We start from the raw sequence: 17,098 nt of genomic DNA on the forward strand, positions 1-17,098 counted from the left end.
TATGTCGTTTGAATTGTTGGCCACCGACGGCAAAGCCCGTCGCGGTCGCCTGACCTTCCCGCGCGGCACCGTGGAGACCCCGGCGTTCATGCCGGTCGGCACCTACGGCACCGTCAAGGGCATGTTGCCGCGCGACATTGTCGCTACCGGTGCCGAGATTATCCTCGGCAACACCTTCCACCTGTGGCTGCGCCCGGGCACGGAAGTGATCAAAAAGCACGGCGATCTGCATGACTTCATGAAATGGCAAGGCCCGATCCTCACCGACTCCGGTGGTTTCCAGGTATTCAGCCTGGGCGCCATGCGCAAGATCAAGGAAGAGGGCGTGACCTTCGCCTCGCCGGTGGACGGTGCCAAGGTGTTCATGGGGCCGGAAGAGTCGATGCAGGTCCAGCGCGACCTGGGTTCCGACATCGTGATGATTTTCGACGAATGCACGCCGTACCCGGCTGACGAAGACGTAGCGCGCATCTCCATGGAGCTGTCCCTGCGTTGGGCCCAGCGCTCGAAGAACGCCCATGGTGACAACACCGCGGCGCTGTTCGGGATTGTCCAGGGCGGGATGCACGAAAGCCTGCGTAAACGCTCGCTGGAAGGCCTCGACAAGATCGGCTTCGACGGCCTGGCCATCGGCGGTTTGTCGGTGGGCGAGCCCAAGCACGAAATGATCAAGGTGCTCGACTACCTGCCGGGCCTGATGCCCGCTGACAAACCTCGTTACCTTATGGGCGTTGGCAAACCGGAAGATCTCGTAGAGGGTGTGCGCCGCGGTGTGGACATGTTCGATTGCGTGATGCCAACCCGTAATGCCCGCAATGGGCATCTGTTCATCGATACAGGCGTGCTCAAGATCCGTAACGCGTTCCATCGCCATGATGATTCGCCGCTGGATCCCACCTGTGACTGCTACACCTGCCAGAACTTCTCCCGTGCCTATCTGCATCATCTGGACAAGTGCGGGGAAATGCTGGGTAGCATGTTGAATACCATCCACAATTTGCGTCACTACCAAGTCCTGATGGCTGGTTTGCGCGAGGCTATTCAACAGGGTACATTGGCCGCCTTCGTCGATGCCTTCTATGCCAAGCGCGGGCTCCCTGTGCCGCCCTTGGACTGAGTTTTCCGACCCTAAGATTCACTATTTGCAACTGGAGTGCTAAATGAGCTTTTTTATCTCTAACGCCATGGCTGACGCCGCTGCGCCTGCTGCTGCCGGCCCTATGGGCGGTGGTTTCGAGTGGATTTTCCTGGTCGGCTTCCTGGTCATCTTCTACCTGATGATCTGGCGTCCACAGGCCAAGCGCGCCAAAGAGCAGAAAAACCTGCTGGGCAGCCTGCAAAAAGGCGACGAAGTCGTGACCACTGGCGGCATCGCCGGCAAGATCACCAAGGTTTCCGATGCTTTCGTGGTACTGGAAGTCTCCGACACCGTAGAAATGAAGTTCCAGAAGGGCGCCATCGCCGCCACGCTGCCTAAGGGCACGCTCAAAGCGATCTAAGTAACAACCTTTACCAATCGACGGGGCGCGCAAGGCGCCCCGCGTTATAAGCGGGCGGCGTGATGCTGAACAAATACCCTCTGTGGAAATACGTACTGATCCTGGCGGTGCTGGCGATCGGTTTTATTTATTCCGCTCCCAATCTCTATCCTGATGACCCGGCGATCCAGATCTCTGGCGCCAGCACTTCGCTGCAGGTCAATCAGGCTGATCTGGAACGCGCTAGCAAAGCGCTGACTGACGCGGGCATCCAGGTTAAAGCGGCAACCTTGGCAGCTGGTTCCAAAGGCGGCTTGTTGCGCCTGACCAAGCAAGAAGACCAATTGCCGGCCAAGGACGTTGTACGCAAGGTCATGGGTGACGACTACGTCGTTGCATTGAACCTGGCACAGACCACGCCTCAATGGCTGCGCAGCATTGGCGCGCACCCGATGAAGCTGGGCCTGGACTTGTCCGGTGGCGTGCACTTCCTGCTGGAAGTCGACATGGACAAGGCCCTCGACGCGCGTCTGAAAGTCTATGAAGGCGACGTGAAGAGCCTGCTGCGCAAAGAGAAACTGCGTTATCGCAGCTTGCCGCAGCTCAACGGTGCCATCCAGCTGGGTTTTGCTGACGAAGCTTCCCGCGAGCAGGCCCGTGCGCTGATCCGCAAGAATTTCAATGACTTCGACATCGTGCCGGCCGACTTGAATGGTCAGGCTGTGTTGCGCCTGGCGATGAGCCCGGCCAAGATCGCCGAGATCCGCGAGTACTCCATCAAGCAGAACTTGACCACAGTACGTAACCGCGTCAACGAGCTGGGTGTGGCCGAGCCGATCGTGCAGCGCCAGGGCGCCAACCGTATCGTGGTTGAGTTGCCGGGTGTACAGGACACTGCTGAAGCCAAGCGTATCCTTGGTAAAACCGCCAACCTGGAATTCCGCCTTGCAGCTGAGCCGGGTGCCACTCGTGCGACCTCCGAAGAGTTCGAGTTCCGCGAGGGCAATCGTCCTCCTGCGTTGATCGAGCGTGGCTTGATCATCACTGGTGACCAGGTGACCGACGCCAAGGCTGGTTTCGGCGAGCACGGCACCCCTGAAGTGAACATCCGCCTGGATGGTCACGGTGGCGAGCTGATGAGCCGCGCCACGCGCAGCAACGTCGGTCGCAGCATGGCGGTGATCTTCATCGAGCAGCGCCCCGTTACCACCTATACCAAGCAGATGGTCAACGGCGTCGAGAAAGACGTGCCGGTGCAGACCTTCAAGGAAGAGAAAAAGATCATCAGCCTGGCGACCATCCAGTCGCCGCTGGGTGCGCAGTTCCGCATCACTGGCCTGAACGGCCAGGGTGAGTCCTCCGAGCTGGCGCTGCTGCTGCGTGCTGGTGGCCTGGCGGCGCCGATGTACTTCGCTGAAGAACGTACCATCGGCCCGAGCCTGGGTGCCGACAACATCACCAAGGGTGTGGATGCGGCGCTGTGGGGCATGTTGTTCGTGTCGCTGTTCATCATCGCCATCTACCGCTTCTTCGGCGTTATCGCCACCGTCGCACTGGCGGGCAACATGGTGATGCTGCTGGCGCTGATGTCGCTGCTGGGCGCGACGCTGACCTTGCCGGGTATCGCCGGTATCGTGCTTACCATGGGTATGGCGGTTGACGCCAACGTGCTGATCTTCTCGCGTATCCGTGAAGAGATCGCCGCCGGCATGACCGTACAGCGTGCTATCAACGAAGGCTTCGGCCGGGCATTTACCGCGATTCTCGACTCCAACTTGACCACTTTGCTGGTCGGCGGGATTCTCTTTGCCATGGGCACCGGCCCTGTCAAAGGTTTTGCGGTGACCATGTCCCTGGGTATCTTTACCTCGATGTTCACGGCCATCATGGTGACCCGCGCAATGGTCAACCTGATCTTTGGCGGGCGTGACTTCAAGAAGTTGTGGATTTAAGGGGCTGCCATGTTACGTACAATCAACTTCATGGGCGTTCGCAACGTTGCGTTCGGCGTCACCGTGCTCCTTACCGTTCTGGCGTTGTTCAGCTGGTTCCATAAGGGCCTGAACTACGGGCTGGACTTCACCGGCGGTACGCTTATCGAGCTGACCTACGAGAAGCCGGCCGATGTCACCCTGGTGCGCAATGAGCTGGTCAAGGCCGGCTATCACGAGGCGGTGGTGCAGAGCTTCGGCGCCACTACTGACCTGCTGGTGCGTATGCCTGGCGAAGACCCGCAACTGGGTCACCAGGTAGCCGAGGCCTTGCAGAAGGTCGGCGGCGACAACCCGGCATCGGTCAAGCGCGTCGAGTTCGTCGGCCCGCAGGTCGGTGAAGAGCTGCGAGACCAGGGCGGCCTCGGCATGCTGATGGCGCTGGTCGGCATCATGATCTACCTGGCCTTCCGCTTTCAGTGGAAGTTCGGTGTCGGCGCCATTGTGTCGCTGATCCACGACGTGATCGTGACCGTGGGGATCCTGGCCTACTTCCAGATCACCTTCGACCTGACCGTATTGGCGGCCGTGCTGGCGATCATTGGTTACTCGCTCAACGACACCATCGTGGTATTCGACCGGGTTCGTGAGAACTTCCGGGTGCTGCGCAAGGCGACGTTGATCGAGAACATCAACATCTCCACCACCCAGACGCTGCTGCGGACCATGGCGACGTCGATCTCCACCTTGCTGGCGATCGCCGCGCTGATGATCTTCGGGGGCGACAACCTGTGGGGCTTCTCGCTGGCGCTGTTCATCGGTGTTCTGGCGGGTACCTACTCGTCGATCTACATTGCCAACGTGGTGCTGATCTGGCTCAACCTCAACAGCGAAGACTTGATCCCTCCTGCTGCTACTGGCAAGGAGGTCGACGACCGCCCTTGATGGGCGTTAGTTGATCGGCTGTTACAAGAAGGGCGCGAGTATTGAACTCGCGCCTTTTTTTTTGCTCCAAGGCTGGGTATAGCGCGGATCTTTCGATCCGTTTGTGATGGTCAGGAGGTTCAACGTGAACAAGTCGTTGCTGGTTGGTGCGGTATTGGGTGCTGTCGGTGTGACTGCCGGGGGTGCTGTTGCCACCTACAGCCTGGTAAAAAGCGGCCCTGAGTATGCGCAAGTACTGGCGGTACAGCCGGTTAAAACCCAGATCAAAACCCCGCGTGAGGTCTGCAAGGACGTCACTGTGACCCGGCAACGTCCGGTGCAGGATCAACATCAAATCGCCGGTACCGTGGTCGGCGCCCTTGCAGGTGGCCTGTTGGGCAACCAGATCGGTGGCGGTAATGGTAAGAAGCTGGCCACCGTGGCCGGTGCGGTTGGTGGCGGTTACGCCGGTAACAAGGTTCAGGAAGGCATGCAGAACCGTGATACCTACACCACCACGCAAACCCGCTGTAACACTGTTAACGACATCAGCGACAAGGTTGTCGGTTATGACGTGCGTTACAACCTGGATGGCAAGGAAGGGACTGTGCGTATGGAGCGTGATCCAGGCGGCCAGATTCCAGTCGACAAAGAAGGTCGTCTGATCCTGGGTCAGAACCAGCAGTAATCCCCAGGCCTGGCTTCGATCCAAATGTGGGAGCTGGCTTGCCTGCGATAGCGGTGGGTCAGCAACTAATCAGTTGGTTGGCAGCCCGTCATCGCAGGCAAGCCAGCTCCCACATTGGATTGTATTGAGCAGTTGGAATTGGTTTTTTGCTAAATCCCACGCATAAAAAAAGCACCCCTAGGGGTGCTTTTTTGTGCACGCTCGCTTAACGCTTCAGCGAAGCCGGCAGGTGCGGCTGGATCGCCGTCAGTACGGCCTTGAAGCATTTGGTGTTGCCGGCAACCACGTGGCCTTTCTCCAGGAAGTCGTGACCGCCGGTGAAATCGCTCACCAGGCCGCCTGCTTCCTGGATCAGCAGAGCGCCTGCTGCCATGTCCCACTCGGACAGGCCCGATTCCCAGAATGCATCGAAACGACCGGCGGCGACATAGGCCAGGTCCAGGCTGGCTGCACCGGCGCGGCGGATACCGGCGGTCTGGCCAACCAGGGCACGGAACATGCCCAGGTAGTTTTCCAGGTTGTCCATCTGGTCGTCACGGAACGGGAAGCCGGTGCCCAGCAGGGCGCCTTCCAGGCTGGTGCGACCGCTGACGCGCAAGCGACGACCATTGAGCTGGGCGCCACGGCCACGGCTGGCGGTGAACTCTTCCTGGCGCACCGGATCCAGCACAACAGCGTGTTCCAGGCGGCCACGGTATTTGCAGGCGATGCTCACGGCAAAGTGCGGGATGCCGCGCAGGAAGTTGGTGGTGCCATCCAGTGGGTCGATGATCCACAGGTAGTCTTCGCCTTCGCCGCTACCTTTGTGCAGGCCGGTTTCTTCGCCGAGGATGCCGTGGGTAGGGTAGGCCTTGCGCAGGGCGTCGATGATCTTCTGTTCGGCGGCGCGATCCACCTCGGATACATAATCCTTGGCGTCTTTTTCGTCGACCTTGATGGTATCCAGGCGCTCGATGGAGCGGAAGATCAATTCACTGGCGCTGCGGGCGGCGCGCAGCGCGATATTCAGCATGGGCTGCATGGATGTGTCACCTAAGGTTGTTAAAGAAAGCCGGGCATTCTAGCAGAAACTTTCCTCAGGTGAAGGACGACGTTAGCTTTCATGGCATAACCTTAGGCTGTTCTGTAAGATTTGCTCCCCTTTCCCGTGTCCGAGAGCGCCTCCCTTGCTGCAAAACATTCGTGTCGTCTTGGTCAATACCAGTCATCCCGGCAATATCGGCGGGGTGGCGCGAGCCATGAAAAACATGGGGCTGACGCGCCTGGTGCTGGTCGAACCGCGGGTGTTCCCGCACCACGAGGCCGATGCCCGTGCATCCGGCGCCAATGACCTGCTGGCAAACGCCCAGATCGTCGCCACCCTGGAAGAGGCTCTGGTCGGCTGCAACCTGGTGCTCGGCACCAGCGCTCGCGATCGGCGTATCCCCTGGCCGCTGCTGGATCCGCGTGAGTGCGGCACCAAAGTGGTGGAAGAGGCCATCGGCGGTGCCGAAATTGCCTTGGTATTTGGCCGTGAAGATTCCGGCCTCACCAACGAAGAGCTGCAGCGATGTCATTATCACGTGCATATCCCCTCAGACCCTGAGTTCAGCTCGCTGAACCTCGGGGCGGCGGTGCAAGTGTTGACGTACGAAGTGCGCATGGCCTGGCTGGCTGCTGCCGGCCAGCCGAGCAAAGTGGAAAAGGACGAAGTGGCGTCGACCAAAAGTGGTGAGCTGGCCACCATGGACGAGCTGGAGCGGTTCTATGAGCACCTGGAGCAAACCCTGGTGGCCATCGAATTCCTCGATCCTGAAAAGCCACGGCACTTGATGGCGCGCCTGCGTCGTTTGTACGGTCGCAGCTCGGTGAGCCGGGCGGAGATGAATATATTGCGTGGCATCCTCACGGAAACCCAGAAAGCGGCCCGTGGTGAGCTTCTTAAGCGGAAGGATTAAAAATGTTCGAGCGTTTGCGAGAAGATATCCAGAGTGTTTTCCATCGTGACCCGGCGGCGCGCAACGCCTTTGAAGTGCTGACCTGCTATCCGGGCCTGCACGCGATCTGGATTCACCGTCTGTCCGGCGCCTTGTGGGGCATGGGCTGGAAATGGCTGGCCCGGCTGGTGTCGAACTTCGGTCGCTGGTTGACCGGCATCGAGATTCATCCGGGCGCCAAGGTGGGCCGTCGCTTCTTTATCGACCATGGCATGGGTATTGTCATAGGCGAGACCGCCGAGATCGGTGATGACGTGACGCTTTACCAAGGTGTGACCCTGGGCGGTACTACATGGAATAAAGGCAAGCGTCACCCGACCCTGGAAAATGGTGTGGTGGTGGGGGCGGGCGCCAAGGTGCTGGGGCCCTTTACCGTGGGTGCCGGTGCCAAGGTAGGTTCCAACGCCGTGGTGACCAAGGCTGTACCTGCTGGCGCCACCGTGGTGGGTATTCCGGGTCGCATCATCGTCAAACCAGAGGTCGGCGACGAGCAGGAGGCCAAGCGCAAGGCCATGGCCGAGAAGATCGGTTTTGACGCCTATGGCGTCAGCGAAGACATGCCCGATCCGGTGGCTCGCGCCATTGGTCAGCTGCTTGATCATCTGCAAGCAGTGGACGGCAAGCTGGACGGTATGTGTGGTGCGCTGAAGGATCTGGGCAGCCCATACTGTGCGAAGGATCTGCCTGAGTTGCGCGAAGAGGACTTCGCCGAGATCAAGGACGAGGCCGCCACCAAGGCAAGCTGAAGTCCCAAGGCCGCCAGAGATCCCTGTGGGAGGGGGCTTGCTCCCGATAACGGTGGGTCAGCTAACTGATAAGTGACTGACATTCAGTCATCGGGAGCAAGCCCCCCTCCCACATTTTGATCTCCATTGGTCTCGAGATCTCTGCCAGGCCCTGTTCCCGCTGGTCCATCCCACCCCATCCTGCTATGATTCGCGCGCCCTTTTTACGGGTATTCCTGACTAAAGTACTAGGTCTTATAGTTGACTTAAATACTCGGGAATCGCATACTTGCTCCCATTCTGAAACACCTTGGTACTTGTCCATGAGACTGACTACAAAAGGCCGATACGCGGTGACCGCCATGCTTGACCTGGCCCTGCACGCGCAAACTGGGCCGGTGTCCCTGGCCGATATCTCCGAGCGCCAAGGCATTTCCCTGTCCTACCTCGAGCAGCTGTTCGCCAAATTGCGCCGCAGCAATCTGGTTTCCAGCGTTCGTGGTCCAGGTGGTGGCTATCAATTGTCCCGCGACATGCAGGGCATTCAGGTGGCCCAGGTGATCGACGCGGTCAACGAATCCGTCGATGCCACCAAATGCCAGGGTTTGGGTGATTGCCACGCCGGCGACACCTGCCTGACACACCACTTGTGGTGTGACTTGAGCCTGCAGATCCATGAGTTTTTGAGTGGTATCAGCTTGGCTGATCTTGTGACTCGCCGTGAGGTGCAAGAAGTAGCCCAGCGTCAGGACCAGCGCCGTTGCAATACCAAGGCGCCGCGTCTGGACAAGATCGAAGCGTCCGCCGTCGAGTGACAGCCGAAGAGCTAACGGCGTGCCAGCCAGCCTGATTTAGGAGAAAGTCCATGAAATTGCCGATTTACCTTGATTACTCAGCGACCACCCCGGTTGATCCGCGTGTTGCGCAAAAAATGAGCGAATGCCTGCTGGTTGACGGAAACTTCGGCAACCCGGCCTCCCGTTCCCACGTATTCGGCTGGAAGGCCGAGGAAGCGGTCGAGAACGCGCGTCGCCAGGTCGCCGATCTGGTCAACGCCGACCCGCGTGAAATCGTCTGGACGTCCGGTGCTACCGAGTCCGACAACCTGGCTATCAAGGGTGCGGCGCATTTCTACGCAACCAAGGGCAAGCACCTGATCACCACCAAGATTGAGCACAAGGCTGTCCTCGACACCATGCGCCAACTGGAGCGTGAAGGTTTCGAGGTGACTTACCTTGAGCCCACCACCGACGGTATCGTCACCCCTGCGATGATCGAAGCCGCGATGCGTGAAGACACCATCCTGGTTTCCGTGATCCACGTGAACAACGAAATCGGTACCATCAACGACATCGCCGCCATCGGCGAGCTGACGCGCTCCAAGGGTGTGTTGCTACACGTCGACGCTGCTCAGTCTACCGGCAAGGTCGATATCGACCTGTCCAAGCTGAAAGTCGACCTGATGTCGTTCTCGGCCCACAAGACTTACGGCCCTAAAGGCATCGGCGCTCTCTACGTCAGCCGCAAGCCACGCGTGCGCATCGAAGCGACCATGCACGGTGGCGGCCACGAACGCGGCATGCGTTCGGGCACCCTGGCGACCCACCAGATCGTCGGCATGGGTGAAGCCTTCCGCGTAGCCAAGGAAGACATGGCTGCCGAAAACGTACGTATCAAGGCCCTGAGTGATCGCTTCTACAAGCAGGTCGAGAACCTTGAAGAGCTGTACATCAACGGCAGCATGACTGCCCGTGTACCGCACAACCTGAATTTGAGCTTCAACTATGTCGAAGGCGAGTCGCTGATCATGGCGCTCAAGGACCTGGCGGTCTCGTCCGGTTCGGCCTGTACCTCGGCATCCCTTGAGCCTTCGTATGTATTGCGCGCCCTGGGCCGCAACGACGAACTGGCACACAGCTCGATCCGCTTTACGTTCGGCCGCTTCACCACTGAAGAGCAAGTCGACTATGCCGCGCAGAAGGTCTGCGAAGCCGTCAACAAGCTGCGCGTTCTGTCGCCGCTGTGGGACATGTACAAAGACGGTGTCGATATTTCCAAGATCGAGTGGGCGGCACACTAAATATAGAAGCCGCCACCCAAGCTCTGTAGGAACGTGGCGGTAAACGCAGGCGTTTCTACAGGGTTCCAGAGCGGCCCTGATGAGTGAGGATTCAGTACCATGGCTTACAGCGAAAAGGTCATCGACCACTACGAAAACCCGCGCAACGTCGGCAAGATGAACGCGGAAGATCCTGATGTCGGCACCGGCATGGTCGGCGCTCCGGCGTGCGGCGATGTGATGCGCCTGCAGATCAAGGTCAACGAACAGGGCATTATCGAAGATGCCAAGTTCAAGACCTATGGCTGCGGTTCGGCCATCGCCTCCAGTTCCCTTGCGACCGAGTGGATGAAAGGCAAGTCCCTGGATGAGGCTGTCACCATCAGCAACACCCAGCTGGCCGAAGAACTGGCCCTGCCGCCAGTGAAAATCCACTGCTCCGTACTCGCTGAAGACGCCATCAAGGCGGCGGTTCGCGACTACAAGCAGAAGAAAGGCTTGATCTAAGCATTTGGCGACGAGTAAGGAGTCAACGATGGCTATCAGCATGACAGAAGCGGCTGCGCAGCACATTCGCCGCTCCCTGAATGGGCGCGGTAAAGGTGAGGGGATTCGTCTGGGTGTACGCACCACGGGCTGTTCCGGCCTTGCCTACGTGCTGGAGTTTGTCGACGAGGTGGTTGAAGAGGACCAGGTGTTCGAAAGTCACGGCGAGAAAGTGATCATCGACCCCAAGAGCCTGACCTACCTGGACGGCACCGAGCTCGATTTCGTCAAGGAAGGGTTGAACGAAGGCTTCAAGTTCAACAACCCCAACGTGCGCGGTGAATGTGGCTGCGGCGAAAGCTTCAACATCTGAGGCTACTCGTGGGTACTCCTTGTCATTTCGCTTTATTCGAGCTGCAGCCGAGCTTTCGGCTGGACCTCGAGCAGCTTGCCACGCGCTATCGAGAACTGGCGCGTGGGGTGCATCCGGACCGCTTTGCCGACGCTTCCGAGCGTGAGCAACGCCTGGCCCTGGAGCAATCGGCCAGCCTCAACGAAGCCTATCAGACGCTCAAAAGCCCCCCCAAACGCGCGCGCTATTTGCTGGCGATGAAGGGCGGTGAGTTGCCGATGGAAGTCACCGTGCATGACCCGGACTTCCTGATGCAGCAGATGCAATGGCGTGAAGAGCTCGAAGATCTGCAGGACGAAGCCGATGTGGCGGGTGTCGCGGTCTTCAAACGTCGTCTGAAAACTGCCCAGGACGAGCTCAACGAAAGCTTTGCGGCCTGTTGGGATGATGCTGCGCAACGTGAACAGGCCGAGCGCCTGATGCGGCGTATGCAGTTCCTCGACAAGCTCACCTACGAAGTGCGCCAGCTAGAAGAGCGCCTCGACGATTAACCCAGTGCTGCCCGTGATGCACGCCTGATAGACAGATAAGACCTGATTACCATGGCCCTACTGCAAATCGCCGAACCCGGCCAAAGCCCTCAACCGCACCAGCGTCGCCTGGCGGTCGGGATTGACCTGGGCACCACCAATTCCCTGGTTGCTGCCTTGCGCAGTGGCCTGTCCGAGCCTCTGCCCGATGCCGATGGGCAGGTGATCCTGCCGTCCGCCGTGCGTTACCACCCTGATCGTACCGAAGTGGGTGAGTCGGCCAAGTTGGCCGCGTCCTCGGACCCCCTGAACACTGTGCTGTCGGTCAAGCGCTTGATGGGTCGTGGGCTGTCCGACGTCAAGCAGTTGGGCGACCAGTTGCCGTACCGCTTTGTCGGCGGTGAGTCCCATATGCCGTTTATCGACACCGTCCAGGGCCCGAAAAGCCCGGTCGAAGTGTCGGCTGATATCCTCAAGGTGCTGCGCCAGCGTGCGGAAAAAACCTTGGGCGGCGAGCTGGTCGGGGCGGTGATCACCGTTCCGGCGTATTTCGATGACGCCCAGCGCCAAGCCACCAAGGACGCGGCGAAACTGGCGGGCCTGAATGTACTGCGCCTGCTCAACGAGCCGACCGCTGCGGCTGTGGCCTACGGCCTCGATCAGCACGCTGAAGGCCTGGTCGCCATTTATGATCTGGGCGGTGGCACCTTCGATATTTCGATCCTGCGCCTGACCGGCGGCGTTTTCGAAGTGCTGGCCACCGGTGGCGACAGCGCCCTGGGCGGCGATGACTTCGACCACGCCATCGCTGGCTGGATCATCACCAGCGCCGGTTTGTCTGCCGACCTGGACCCGGGCGCGCAGCGTAACTTGCTGCAAACTGCCTGTGCGGCCAAGGAAGCGCTGACTGATGCTGCATCTGTTGAAGTCCAGTATGGTGATTGGTCGGCACAGCTGACCCGCGAAGCGTTTGACGCGCTGATCGAGCCGATGGTCGCCCGCAGCCTCAAGGCTTGCCGTCGTGCTGTGCGTGACTCCGGTATTGAACTGGAAGATGTCGGCGCTGTGGTCATGGTCGGTGGCTCCACTCGCGTGCCCCGTGTGCGTGAGGCGGTTGCCGAAGCCTTTGGTCGCCAGCCGTTGACTGAAATCGATCCGGATCAAGTGGTGGCCATTGGCGCCGCAATCCAGGCCGATACCCTGGCTGGTAACAAGCGCGATGGTGGCGAACTGCTGCTGCTCGACGTGATTCCTTTGTCCCTGGGCCTGGAAACCATGGGCGGCCTGATGGAGAAGGTGATTCCACGCAACACCACCATCCCCGTCGCGCGCGCCCAGGATTTCACCACCTACAAAGACGGCCAGACGGCCATGATGATTCATGTGCTGCAAGGCGAGCGCGAGCTGATCAGCGACTGCCGCTCCCTGGCGCGCTTTGAACTGCGCGGCATCCCGGCGATGGTGGCTGGTGCAGCGAAGATTCGCGTCACCTATCAGGTCGACGCCGATGGCCTGCTCAGCGTGGCTGCGCGTGAACTGGCCTCGGGCGTTGAGGCCAGCATCCAGGTCAAACCGTCCTACGGCCTGACCGACGGCGAAATCGCCAAGATGCTCAAGGACTCGTTCCAGTATGCCGGTGACGACAAGGTTGCCCGCGTACTGCGTGAGCAGCAAGTGGATGCCCAGCGCCTGCTCGAAGCGGTGCAGGGTGCTCTTGAGGCTGACGGTGAGCGCCTGCTGGATGCCGAAGAGCGCATGGTCATCGACCTGCAGATGCAGGAATTGGCCGAACTGATGAAAGGCAACGATGGTTACGCCATCGAGCAACAGACCAAGCGCCTGTCGCAAGTGACTGATGCCTTTGCCGCCCGTCGTATGGATCAGACGGTGAAAGCCGCACTGGCGGGCCGCAACCTGAATGAAATCGAGGAATAACTGATGCCGCAGGTCACTTTTCTACCGCACGCCGAACACTGCCCGGATGGCATGGTCGTGGAGGCAGAGACCGGCAAGTCCCTGCTTGACGTCGCGCACGACAACCATATCGAGATTGAAAGTGCGTGTGGTGGCGTCAATGCCTGCACCACTTGCCACTGCATCATTCGTAAAGGTTTCGACAGCCTCAATGAGGCTGACGACCTGGAAGAAGACTATCTTGATAGGGCGTGGGGGCTGGAGCCGACGTCGCGTCTGAGTTGCCAGGCGAAAGTGGGGACTGAAGACCTCACCGTTGAAATTCCGAAATATTCGCTCAACCATGCGGCCGAAGCGCCGCATTGATTCAAGGACATGTCATGAGCCTGAAATGGGTTGATGTACAAGAAATCGCTATACAACTTGCCGAAGCTCACCCTGAGGTCAATCCTCTTACCGTGAACTTCGTCAAGCTGCGCAACCTCGTAATGGCGCTGCCGGATTTTGACGACATCCCTGACCGGGGTGGCGAAAAGGTCCTGGAGGCGATTCAAGGCCTGTGGATCGAAGAAGCAGACTGAGCCGCCTTTTTACGCAGTTAGGCAATACCCAATAACCCGCGTATAATTCGCGGGTTTAATTTTTCGTAAATTACCGTTTCTGGAGTTACACCATGGCTGTTCAACGTACTTTCTCCATCATCAAGCCTGACGCTGTTGCAAAAAACGTCATCGGCGAGATCACCACTCGTTTCGAAAAAGCCGGCCTGAAGGTTGTAGCTTCGAAACTCAAGCAACTGTCCAAGGCTGAAGCTGAAGGCTTCTACGCTGAGCACAGCGCTCGTGGCTTCTTCGGCGACCTGGTTGCCTTCATGATCTCCGGTCCTGTTGTTGTTCAGGTTCTGGAAGGCGAAAACGCTATCGCTCTGAACCGTGAGCTGATGGGCGCTACCAACCCTAAAGAAGCGGCTGCCGGCACCATTCGTGCTGACTTCGCTGAGTCCATCGATGCCAACGCTGTTCACGGTTCGGACTCCGAAGCCGCTGCTGCTCGCGAAATCTCGTACTTTTTCGCTGCTACTGAAGTAACCGCTCGCTAAGCATCGGCTTAAAGAGTGAGGGTGAATCCATGACTACATCGACTGTTAAAACCAACCTGCTGGGTCTGACTCAGCCGGAAATGGAGAAATTCTTCGACTCAATCGGGGAGAAGCGTTTCCGTGCCGGTCAGGTAATGAAGTGGATTCACCACTTTGGCGTCGACGATTTCGACGCCATGACGAACGTCAGCAAGGCCCTGCGCGACAAGCTCAAGGCCATTGCCGAGGTGCGTGGTCCCGAGGTTGTCAGCGAGGACATCTCCAGCGACGGCACCCGTAAATGGGTGGTGCGCGTGGCGTCCGGCAGCTGCGTCGAGACCGTGTACATTCCCCAGGGCAAACGCGGCACCTTGTGCGTTTCGTCCCAGGCAGGCTGTGCCCTGGATTGCAGTTTCTGCTCCACCGGCAAGCAAGGCTTCAATAGCAACCTCACCGCCGCCGAAGTCATCGGCCAGGTGTGGATTGCCAACAAATCCTTTGGCAGCGTCCCGGCGACCGTCGACCGTGCCATCACCAACGTGGTGATGATGGGCATGGGTGAGCCGCTGCTGAACTTCGACAACGTGATTGCGGCCATGCACCTGATGATGGACGACCTGGGCTACGGCATCTCCAAGCGCCGTGTGACCCTGTCGACCTCCGGCGTGGTGCCGATGATCGATGAGCTGGCCAAGCATATCGACGTCTCCCTGGCGTTGTCGTTGCACGCACCGAATGACGCATTGCGTAACCAATTGGTGCCGATCAACAAGAAGTATCCGCTTAAGATGCTGCTCGAATCTTGCCAGCGTTACATGGCGACCTTGGGTGAGAAGCGTGTGCTGACCATTGAGTACACCATGCTCAAGGACATCAACGACAAGGTCGAGCACGCGGTCGAGATGATCGAGTTGCTCAAGAACACGCCGTGCAAGATCAACCTGATCCCGTTCAACCCGTTTCCACATTCTGGCTACGAGCGGCCGAGCAACAACGCCATCCGCCGTTTCCAGGATCAACTGCACCAGGCCGGCTACAACGTCACCGTACGCACCACCCGTGGTGAAGACATCGACGCCGCCTGTGGCCAATTGGTAGGGCAGGTGATGGACCGCACCCGCCGCAGCGAACGTTATATCGCCGTGCGCGAACTTAACGCCGCCGAAGATTTGCCGCAAATTGCTGTGAATCGAATCTGAGAGAGGATCTCTATGCCCTTGCGCCTTGCGCTGCTTTTACTGCTTACCGGCCTCGTTGCCGGTTGTGTTTCATCGGGCCATGACAGCCCTTTGTACACCACTAAAGGCCGTGATGAGGCGCGGGTTGCCTATGTGCAATTGGGCTTGGGGTATTTGCGTCAAGGTATGAGCGAGCAAGCCAAGGTGCCGCTGAAAAAGGCCCTTGAACTGGACAGCGCGGATGCCGATGCCAACGCCGCACTGGCTCTGGTGTTTCAGGCCCAGGCAGAGCCTGAGCTGGCCGACCGCTATTTCAGCAAGGCCCTGGCTTCCCGTCCTGCCGATCCCAGGTTGCTGAACAACTATGGCAGTTTCCTGTTCGAGCAGAAACGGTATGACCAAGCCGCCGCTTATTTCCAGCAAGCCAGCGCCGATACTCTTTATCCTGAGCGTTCGCGGGTGTTCGAGAACCTCGGGGTGACCTCGATGCGCCTGGGTCAGCGCGACAGCGCGCGTCAGCAGCTGGAAAAAGCCCTGCATCTGAACAGTCGCCAGCCACGGGCTTTGCTCGAAATGGCTGAGTTGTCTTACGAAGACAGGCATTATGTGCCGGCACGAGACTATTACGAGCGTTTTAGCCTGCTCAGCGGGCAAAATGCACGTAGTCTATTGCTCGGTGTGCGCCTGGCGACGGTTCATGAAGAACACGACACGGCCGCACGTTTTGGCCAGCAACTCGAACGACTCTATCCCGGTACGCCGGAATATCAGCAATACCTGTCGGAGCAATGATGAAAGCCGCGCACCCGGAAGATGTAGCAGCTAATCGCGTAAACCCAGGCGAAACCTTGCGTCAGGCCCGCGAAAGCAATGGTTGGTCGCTGGCGGAAGTGGCCCTCAAGCTCAATTTGACCAGCACGTCCCTGGCCAATCTGGAAGCCGGCGCGTTCGACAAGCTGCCTGGGCACACCTTTGCCCGTGGCTATATTCGCGCCTACGCCAAATTGCTGGGTATTGACCAGGCCGTGTTGGTGCAGGAATTCGACCAGTTCACCGGTACCGATGCCCAGGGCAGCAATGTCCATGGCCTTGGGCGCATCGAAGAGCCAACGCGAGTTTCCCACACGATTTTGCGGATTGTCAGCCTGTTGCTGCTGGTTGCCGTGGTCGGCGGCGGTTTCGTCTGGTGGCAAGACCAGGCCTCCCAGCGCAACAAAGACCTGACCAGCAACGCCATGGAGCACGTCGAAGTCGAAAGCGCCGATGGCACCACCCAGATTCATCCGCTGGACGAGCCGGAAGACCAGGCAGTTGCCGAAGGGCAGGCCGCACCGCAAGTGCCGGCTACGGCTGAGCAGCCGGCGCCGCAAGTGGGCACCACGCCTGCTGACACTGCGGCGGTACAGGCGCCGGTGACCCCGGCAGCACCCGTGGTTCAAGCTCCTGCGGCACCCGCACCCGCACCCGCGACGCCTGCGCCAGCCGCACCGGTAGCGCCAGCAATGTCGCCTCCGACCACCCCTGCGTTGATCGCCGGTGACGGGCGCGTACAGATCACCTTCATCGCTGACTGCTGGACGCAGGTCACCGATGGCAACGGCAAAGTGCTGTTCAGCGGTTTGAAGCGTAAGGGAGATACGCTTGACCAGGGCGGCAAGCCTCCTTTGACGCTGCGTCTGGGCTTTGCCCGTGGCGCGCAAGTGGCCTACAACGGCCAGCCTGTAGACGTGGCGCCGTTCACCAGTGGCGAGACCGCTCGCCTCAAGTTGGGACAATAGT

The 17,098-nt window shown here is 59.3% G+C and carries 20 protein-coding genes; 19 read left to right on the forward strand and 1 reads right to left on the reverse strand.

Annotated features, from left to right (window positions below):
• The first annotated feature begins 1 nt into the window (after position 1).
• From tgt to E3O56_RS25175, 5 genes are all read left to right on the forward strand, one after another.
• Positions 2-1,117, forward strand: coding sequence for a tRNA guanosine(34) transglycosylase Tgt (gene tgt / locus E3O56_RS25155; RefSeq protein ID WP_032803964.1), 1,116 nt, complete (start codon positions 2-4; stop codon positions 1,115-1,117).
• Positions 1,118-1,160: 43 nt separating this feature from the next.
• Positions 1,161-1,499, forward strand: coding sequence for a preprotein translocase subunit YajC (gene yajC / locus E3O56_RS25160; protein ID WP_003175975.1), 339 nt, complete (start codon positions 1,161-1,163; stop codon positions 1,497-1,499).
• A gap of 62 nt (positions 1,500-1,561) precedes the next feature.
• Complete coding sequence (gene secD, locus E3O56_RS25165; protein WP_103734905.1) at positions 1,562-3,430, forward strand: protein translocase subunit SecD; 1,869 nt, start codon at positions 1,562-1,564, stop codon at positions 3,428-3,430.
• 9 nt (positions 3,431-3,439) lie between these two features.
• On the forward strand, positions 3,440-4,354 hold the full coding sequence (gene secF, locus E3O56_RS25170; RefSeq protein WP_032879600.1) for a protein translocase subunit SecF: 915 nt from the start codon (positions 3,440-3,442) through the stop codon (positions 4,352-4,354).
• A gap of 124 nt (positions 4,355-4,478) precedes the next feature.
• Positions 4,479-5,021, forward strand: a complete 543-nt coding sequence (locus tag E3O56_RS25175) for a glycine zipper 2TM domain-containing protein (protein ID WP_005791197.1) — start codon at positions 4,479-4,481, stop codon at positions 5,019-5,021.
• 205 nt (positions 5,022-5,226) lie between these two features.
• On the opposite strand, the gene suhB is transcribed toward E3O56_RS25175, so the two are convergent.
• Positions 5,227-6,042 carry an inositol-phosphate phosphatase gene (suhB, locus tag E3O56_RS25180; protein ID WP_005791195.1) on the reverse strand — a complete coding sequence of 272 codons (816 nt, stop codon included), beginning with the start codon at positions 6,040-6,042 and terminating at the stop codon, positions 5,227-5,229.
• Positions 6,043-6,187: 145 nt separating this feature from the next.
• On the opposite strand from suhB, the gene trmJ reads away from it, so the two are divergent.
• The 14 genes from trmJ to E3O56_RS25250 all read left to right on the forward strand — a co-directional run bounded on the left by trmJ (position 6,188) and on the right by E3O56_RS25250 (position 17,097).
• The gene (gene trmJ / locus E3O56_RS25185; RefSeq protein ID WP_032879601.1) at positions 6,188-6,958 is read left to right on the forward strand and encodes a tRNA (cytosine(32)/uridine(32)-2'-O)-methyltransferase TrmJ; all 771 of its coding nucleotides are present in this window, start codon (positions 6,188-6,190) and stop codon (positions 6,956-6,958) included.
• Positions 6,959-6,960: 2 nt separating this feature from the next.
• Positions 6,961-7,743 (forward strand): serine O-acetyltransferase, encoded by a 783-nt coding sequence (gene cysE / locus E3O56_RS25190; protein WP_032879602.1) that lies wholly within the window; start codon positions 6,961-6,963, stop codon positions 7,741-7,743.
• A gap of 302 nt (positions 7,744-8,045) precedes the next feature.
• On the forward strand, positions 8,046-8,537 hold the full coding sequence (gene iscR, locus E3O56_RS25195; RefSeq protein ID WP_003194020.1) for a Fe-S cluster assembly transcriptional regulator IscR: 492 nt from the start codon (positions 8,046-8,048) through the stop codon (positions 8,535-8,537).
• Between the two features lie 50 nt (positions 8,538-8,587).
• Positions 8,588-9,802 carry an IscS subfamily cysteine desulfurase gene (locus tag E3O56_RS25200; protein WP_003194019.1) on the forward strand — a complete coding sequence of 405 codons (1,215 nt, stop codon included), beginning with the start codon at positions 8,588-8,590 and terminating at the stop codon, positions 9,800-9,802.
• Between the two features lie 99 nt (positions 9,803-9,901).
• Positions 9,902-10,288 carry a Fe-S cluster assembly scaffold IscU gene (gene iscU, locus E3O56_RS25205; protein ID WP_032879603.1) on the forward strand — a complete coding sequence of 129 codons (387 nt, stop codon included), beginning with the start codon at positions 9,902-9,904 and terminating at the stop codon, positions 10,286-10,288.
• Between the two features lie 28 nt (positions 10,289-10,316).
• A complete protein-coding gene (gene iscA, locus E3O56_RS25210; RefSeq protein ID WP_003209680.1) occupies positions 10,317-10,640 on the forward strand; it encodes an iron-sulfur cluster assembly protein IscA in 324 nt (107 codons plus the stop codon).
• Positions 10,641-10,648: 8 nt separating this feature from the next.
• Positions 10,649-11,170: a co-chaperone HscB gene (gene hscB / locus E3O56_RS25215; protein WP_005791186.1), complete on the forward strand. Its 522-nt coding sequence runs from the start codon at positions 10,649-10,651 to the stop codon at positions 11,168-11,170.
• 51 nt (positions 11,171-11,221) lie between these two features.
• Entirely contained in the window at positions 11,222-13,084 is a 1,863-nt protein-coding gene (gene hscA / locus E3O56_RS25220; RefSeq protein ID WP_032879604.1) for a Fe-S protein assembly chaperone HscA, read from the forward strand.
• Between the two features lie 3 nt (positions 13,085-13,087).
• A complete protein-coding gene (gene fdx, locus E3O56_RS25225; protein WP_005791182.1) occupies positions 13,088-13,429 on the forward strand; it encodes an ISC system 2Fe-2S type ferredoxin in 342 nt (113 codons plus the stop codon).
• Positions 13,430-13,443: 14 nt separating this feature from the next.
• On the forward strand, positions 13,444-13,644 hold the full coding sequence (iscX, locus tag E3O56_RS25230; protein ID WP_032879605.1) for a Fe-S cluster assembly protein IscX: 201 nt from the start codon (positions 13,444-13,446) through the stop codon (positions 13,642-13,644).
• Between the two features lie 92 nt (positions 13,645-13,736).
• Positions 13,737-14,162: a nucleoside-diphosphate kinase gene (gene ndk, locus E3O56_RS25235; RefSeq protein WP_003175956.1), complete on the forward strand. Its 426-nt coding sequence runs from the start codon at positions 13,737-13,739 to the stop codon at positions 14,160-14,162.
• Positions 14,163-14,191: 29 nt separating this feature from the next.
• Positions 14,192-15,340 carry a 23S rRNA (adenine(2503)-C(2))-methyltransferase RlmN gene (gene rlmN / locus E3O56_RS25240; protein ID WP_005791178.1) on the forward strand — a complete coding sequence of 383 codons (1,149 nt, stop codon included), beginning with the start codon at positions 14,192-14,194 and terminating at the stop codon, positions 15,338-15,340.
• Positions 15,341-15,352: 12 nt separating this feature from the next.
• Entirely contained in the window at positions 15,353-16,111 is a 759-nt protein-coding gene (gene pilW / locus E3O56_RS25245; protein WP_248129148.1) for a type IV pilus biogenesis/stability protein PilW, read from the forward strand.
• Positions 16,111-17,097, forward strand: a complete 987-nt coding sequence (locus tag E3O56_RS25250; RefSeq protein WP_228308942.1) for a RodZ family helix-turn-helix domain-containing protein — start codon at positions 16,111-16,113, stop codon at positions 17,095-17,097. Before pilW ends, E3O56_RS25250 begins: the two co-directional genes overlap by 1 nt.
• Position 17,098 lies beyond the last annotated feature (1 nt).

The sequence above is a fragment of the Pseudomonas sp. W2Aug9 genome (genome assembly GCF_023127755.1).
Classification (GTDB): Bacteria; Pseudomonadota; Gammaproteobacteria; order Pseudomonadales; family Pseudomonadaceae; genus Aquipseudomonas; species Aquipseudomonas synxantha_A.

Excerpts from the sequence above, each read along its gene's own strand:
- secF (WP_032879600.1), top strand. The coding sequence starts at position 3,440 with ATGTTACGTACAATCAACTTCATGGGCGTTCGCAACGTTGCGTTCGGC.
- ndk (WP_003175956.1), top strand. The coding sequence starts at position 13,737 with ATGGCTGTTCAACGTACTTTCTCCATCATCAAGCCTGACGCTGTTGCA.
- cysE (WP_032879602.1), top strand. The coding sequence starts at position 6,961 with ATGTTCGAGCGTTTGCGAGAAGATATCCAGAGTGTTTTCCATCGTGAC.
- pilW (WP_248129148.1), top strand. The coding sequence starts at position 15,353 with ATGCCCTTGCGCCTTGCGCTGCTTTTACTGCTTACCGGCCTCGTTGCC.
- secD (WP_103734905.1), top strand. The coding sequence starts at position 1,562 with ATGCTGAACAAATACCCTCTGTGGAAATACGTACTGATCCTGGCGGTG.
- iscA (WP_003209680.1), top strand. The coding sequence starts at position 10,317 with ATGGCTATCAGCATGACAGAAGCGGCTGCGCAGCACATTCGCCGCTCC.
- yajC (WP_003175975.1), top strand. The coding sequence starts at position 1,161 with ATGAGCTTTTTTATCTCTAACGCCATGGCTGACGCCGCTGCGCCTGCT.
- rlmN (WP_005791178.1), top strand. The coding sequence starts at position 14,192 with ATGACTACATCGACTGTTAAAACCAACCTGCTGGGTCTGACTCAGCCG.
- E3O56_RS25200 (WP_003194019.1), top strand. The coding sequence starts at position 8,588 with ATGAAATTGCCGATTTACCTTGATTACTCAGCGACCACCCCGGTTGAT.
- E3O56_RS25250 (WP_228308942.1), top strand. The coding sequence starts at position 16,111 with ATGAAAGCCGCGCACCCGGAAGATGTAGCAGCTAATCGCGTAAACCCA.
- suhB (WP_005791195.1), bottom strand. The coding sequence starts at position 6,042 with ATGCAGCCCATGCTGAATATCGCGCTGCGCGCCGCCCGCAGCGCCAGT.
- tgt (WP_032803964.1), top strand. The coding sequence starts at position 2 with ATGTCGTTTGAATTGTTGGCCACCGACGGCAAAGCCCGTCGCGGTCGC.
- iscR (WP_003194020.1), top strand. The coding sequence starts at position 8,046 with ATGAGACTGACTACAAAAGGCCGATACGCGGTGACCGCCATGCTTGAC.
- iscU (WP_032879603.1), top strand. The coding sequence starts at position 9,902 with ATGGCTTACAGCGAAAAGGTCATCGACCACTACGAAAACCCGCGCAAC.
- fdx (WP_005791182.1), top strand. The coding sequence starts at position 13,088 with ATGCCGCAGGTCACTTTTCTACCGCACGCCGAACACTGCCCGGATGGC.
- iscX (WP_032879605.1), top strand. The coding sequence starts at position 13,444 with ATGAGCCTGAAATGGGTTGATGTACAAGAAATCGCTATACAACTTGCC.
- hscA (WP_032879604.1), top strand. The coding sequence starts at position 11,222 with ATGGCCCTACTGCAAATCGCCGAACCCGGCCAAAGCCCTCAACCGCAC.